At 28.4% G+C, this 4,211-nt stretch carries 4 protein-coding genes; all 4 read right to left on the bottom strand.

The features are described 5' to 3' along the window. Positions 1-352: 352 nt before the first annotated feature. The 4 genes from ACVCZW_RS03675 to ACVCZW_RS03660 all read right to left on the bottom strand — a co-directional run bounded on the left by ACVCZW_RS03675 (position 353) and on the right by ACVCZW_RS03660 (position 3,857). Positions 353-1,066 (bottom strand): hypothetical protein, encoded by a 714-nt coding sequence (locus ACVCZW_RS03675; protein WP_452231671.1) that lies wholly within the window; start codon positions 1,064-1,066, stop codon positions 353-355. A gap of 165 nt (positions 1,067-1,231) precedes the next feature. Next, entirely contained in the window at positions 1,232-2,542 is a 1,311-nt protein-coding gene (locus ACVCZW_RS03670) for a DUF2971 domain-containing protein (RefSeq protein ID WP_452231670.1), read from the bottom strand. A 172-nt stretch (positions 2,543-2,714) separates the two neighbouring features. Next, positions 2,715-3,326 (bottom strand): hypothetical protein, encoded by a 612-nt coding sequence (locus ACVCZW_RS03665; RefSeq protein WP_452231669.1) that lies wholly within the window; start codon positions 3,324-3,326, stop codon positions 2,715-2,717. Between the two features lie 174 nt (positions 3,327-3,500). Continuing rightward, the gene (locus ACVCZW_RS03660) at positions 3,501-3,857 is read right to left on the bottom strand and encodes a hypothetical protein (protein WP_452231668.1); all 357 of its coding nucleotides are present in this window, start codon (positions 3,855-3,857) and stop codon (positions 3,501-3,503) included. Positions 3,858-4,211 lie beyond the last annotated feature (354 nt).

Here is a 4,211-nt window from a genome sequence, read left to right as displayed (position 1 = left end):
GTCCGAAAATTTCACTACCTTATACAAGCTTTATGCGAATCAAAATTCGTATTTGAGAGTAGAACTCTCATCCGATTTCAATCGAAAGCTTGGGTTGGTACAATTATTCCTCAAAATCCAGTATTCCAATTCAAGTTTATTGCAAACTCTGTAATTTACAATGGGCTAATTGCAATGAACAAGGGAAGTTCCAGAAGTCTGGGATTATTAAACATAACGTGATTGTGTATGGTTAGTTGCGTTGGCTAGGACTAAGTTAGTAAACAAAAACGAACCAGAGGGAAATCCGTAGGATTTTCCGAGTACACACAGAACCAGCAATTAATTATACACGTTGTTGTGCTTTCGTTATTTATTCATGTGCATCAATATAGTCATCTAATTGCTCTTTAATTTTTTTTGCAAATTCATTCACATTTTTTAAATTCGTAAGTAGGACTTTCTTCTGCTTCAATTGAAGATTGATAATGTTATTTAGTTTTTTTTCTTTAATAACTTTAATCGTATTTTCTTTTACTAGTTCATTATTATTGTCAAATTCCATATATGATAAAACAGTCTCATCTACATAAGCAAGAGCAGCCGAAATTCCATATTCTATAAATTCATTAATATAAATTCTAGCACGATCATTATAGAATCCCATGTTAGTTTTTAAATCAATATCATCTATTAAATCAATGCCGCCGTTGGTTTTTAAATTAGCATATGAATCACCGAACAGGATAGAATTATCGTTAAGAACAACTGTGTAAAAAAACTGGCTTAAATCTAATTCTTCATATTCACCTTTTGATAGTTTTTGTAGATAATCAACGTCATCTGGGTAAGTTTTAATCTTGGATTCAAATATATCGATATCATCTTTTAATTCGTTCGAAAATATTTTTAATTGCGCTATTACTTCTTTTTTTAAAATTCGTTGGTCGTTCCAATTATTAATCGATAGGGCTATTAAAATTCCAATGACAACAAGTATAATTTCTCCAATGGCATATTTAAAATACTTTCCAGTTTTGTTTTCCATCAGCAAGTTTTGTCTAATTTTTCTAAAGAATTTTATCATTGGTAGCGGTTGGTTATAATGAAGCACAACGTTGTTGTATATGGTTTGTTGCGTGTTTCAAGCAACTAATTTAGTAAATAATTACCGACCAAGAAAGTCCGCGAGGACTTTCGTAAGTAGGCGATAAGCCAGCAATAAATTATATACGGTGTTACCAGCAGGTTTTTATATTTTCACAATCTGAAATTCATTCTCATTGTGCTTAATTAGTTTTATTTTTAATCTATTTCTCGAGAATTTTTTATCTGTTTCAAGTTCATTAGAAAGATACAAATTATCATTTAAATTATTAAAAATGTAGTTTACAAACTCAATATCAGAATCGTTTTTTAATGTATAAGTGTCGGGATATTTAAAATCTATAATATTTGAACCATTGAAAAAATACTTTCCTAAAGTAAATGATTTTATAATTCCCTTATCGTAATAAAATTTTCTATCTAATAAACCAATATGGTCTTTTTCATGAGTTAAAATGGAATTAGGAACTCCATAACTTTCAGAATAACAAACAAATCTCCATTCATTCTCATATTCCCAATCATTTTTTTTGATATTAATTGAGTATAAAAAAGGTATGTCCGGGGTTTTGAAATTTTCAGAGAAAAAATTTATTTTTTCAAGCTTGTTCACATACTGAATAGGCATAAACACATAGTTCCGCATATCAGGATTATTTTTTTTGAAACGTTCAATAAGTTTTTGCCTATCAAATTCTATCATATAACCCTTTTCTGTTGCGTAATGAGACCACATCAACGTGTGTAATGGATTTTCAGATAGTGAAATAATTCCTGATTTATCAGTTACTATTTTCCAGAAGGAAGACTTAATATAATTAAAACTATTTTTCTCATCATCCTCAAAACTTACTTCCTCTTGAATAAAAGGATTGTTTTTATAATAGTCGAAAAAACTTTTAAAAATCTTCTTCGTTATTTTTGAAAAATCCCAAAGTAAATCGGAAGAATCCATGGAATCATTCAAATGAAATGGATGACTACAAAATAAATACTGATTTAATAGAGCATCTTTGCTATTTTCATTATTGTTGTAATATTTATAAACAGAGTCAGGTAATTTTTTAAGAAATTCAACTTTATGATTATTATCTTCTAATTTATAAATCCAATCACCATATTTATAAATATCTTTCTCATTATTTTCAAAGTATTCTATATCTTCAACATCGTGTTTTCCAATAATCATAGGTTCTCCTCCTGTAATACCACGTTTAAGCGTGCAAGTCAGGAATAATTGGTCTGTTTCCAATATTGCGAAAATAGCTTCGTTATTCGATGGACTAGCTTGTCCAACAATTTCTTTTATTTTTTTTCCGTTGTGGTTAAATGTTAAGCTATAAATTCTTTTTTCTTTCTTTATTTTATATCCAAATGATTCTATAAATCTAACTATGGTATCATTAAAGAAGAGTTCAACTTGATCGTCAGCTATGGTTGGAATGAAAAATTTCATTTGTTAATTAATTTGCGGTTGGTTTTTGACTTGCTGGTAACGTGTTTGTATATGGTTAGTGGCGTGATTCAGCACCTAATTTAGTAAATAAAAACCGAATAGAAAATCTGCAAAGATTTTCGTAAGCAAGCTAGAACCAGCCATTAATTATATACGGTGTTAGGCAACGTTATTATTTATAATATTCATATTCTATTTCAATAATTGTATTTTCTAAATATTCACTTTCTTTTTTCAATTTATCTCCACTCGAAAGATACTTTTTATCAAATTCAGTTGGGAAATAAGTTTGGTATAAATTGTAAAAAATAAGATTTTCGTTTTTGTCAAACTCTCTGTCTTTATATTTTTTTTTAATACCCAAAGTTAGGTCAACCTCTTCCTTAATTCCTTTATTATCGTTTAATTGATAACTTGTTGGTTTGTCTAAGTCATTTCCTGCGTAAACAAAAAAAGTATCTTTTTCTTTTATTGTTACTATTTGAATTTCATTTTCAGAGTTAAGTAGGAATGTTTTATTTTCATCGATTTTTTTAGAATAATTTGATTCAGTCCAAGTTGTGTCTTGATTATTATAACCTTTAATTCCGAGGAAATAACTTTGCTTTCCGTCAGATTCATTTCCGATTTCATATTCGTTGATTAATGTATCTTTTTCAATTTTATTGTCAATTAGTTTTGATGAATATTTTTTAATTCTTTCTCGTTTAATAATAGGGATTTCTTTATTATTTGGACTACAAGAAAAAAAGGAAATTAAAATTCCAATAAGGATTATTCTCATTTTTACGGTTTTGTTTTAATGTTGCCTAACGTTGTTGTATATGGTTTGTTGCGTGTTTCAAGCAACTAATTTAGTAAATAATTACTGACCAAGAAAGTCCGCGAGGACTTTCGTAAGTAGGCAATAAGCCAGCAATAAATTATATACGGTGTTGGCAACAGTACTTATTTCAGTTTATTCTTTAAATTTGATATTTTGACATTTATTCTTTTCATACCATTCTAACCAAACTTTCTTATCGCTGTCAAATATTCCAGATGGATAAGTTCCAGCATAATTAGTCATAGATTCGAAAGAAACGTGAGTATATTTTCCAATAAATTTTAATGAATTTTCTAATGATTCGCCTTGAACTTCAAAAATCAGGTTCTCAACATTTTTAATATTCTTAAAGAACTCTTTTTTAAAAGCTAAATTTTCTTCGCAATTTACGTCACTCTTCAATGCAATTTGACTTGAAGACGAACATGAAATTAGAACTGTAACAATTCCGATAAATGAATATTTTAAGATTACGTTCGATTTTTTCATTTTTAGTCTTTTATTTTTCAATATTTTCTTTTGTAAACTATTCAATTTATGATTTCTGCGTTTTACTTTTCAGATTACAATTTGTTACTAACAGTTCAGCTCGAACTATTATTTTAACATAGATTTCAGCCGTAAAAATTAGATTTTCATTGTTTTTTCTATCGTCTTTAATTTCTAAATTATGAACTGTTTTCGTTTTTCTCGTATTGTTGCCAACGTGTTTGTATATGGTTTGTTGCGTGTTTAAGCACTAAATTTAGCAAATAAAAACCGAATAGAAAATCCGCGAGGGTTTTCGTAAGCAGTCTAGAACCAGCAATAAATTATATACGGTGTTAGCATAAGTTTTTATTC

The sequence above is a fragment of the Lacinutrix sp. MEBiC02595 genome, assembly GCF_053601555.1.
Note: the sequence above shows the minus strand (reverse complement) of the source record. Positions and strands in the feature narration are given on the sequence as shown.

Bases quoted from the DNA above. Each gene is read 5' to 3' on its own strand.
- ACVCZW_RS03670 (WP_452231670.1), bottom strand. From the start codon at position 2,542: ATGAAATTTTTCATTCCAACCATAGCTGACGATCAAGTTGAACTCTTC.
- ACVCZW_RS03675 (WP_452231671.1), bottom strand. From the start codon at position 1,066: ATGATAAAATTCTTTAGAAAAATTAGACAAAACTTGCTGATGGAAAAC.
- ACVCZW_RS03660 (WP_452231668.1), bottom strand. From the start codon at position 3,857: ATGAAAAAATCGAACGTAATCTTAAAATATTCATTTATCGGAATTGTT.
- ACVCZW_RS03665 (WP_452231669.1), bottom strand. From the start codon at position 3,326: ATGAGAATAATCCTTATTGGAATTTTAATTTCCTTTTTTTCTTGTAGT.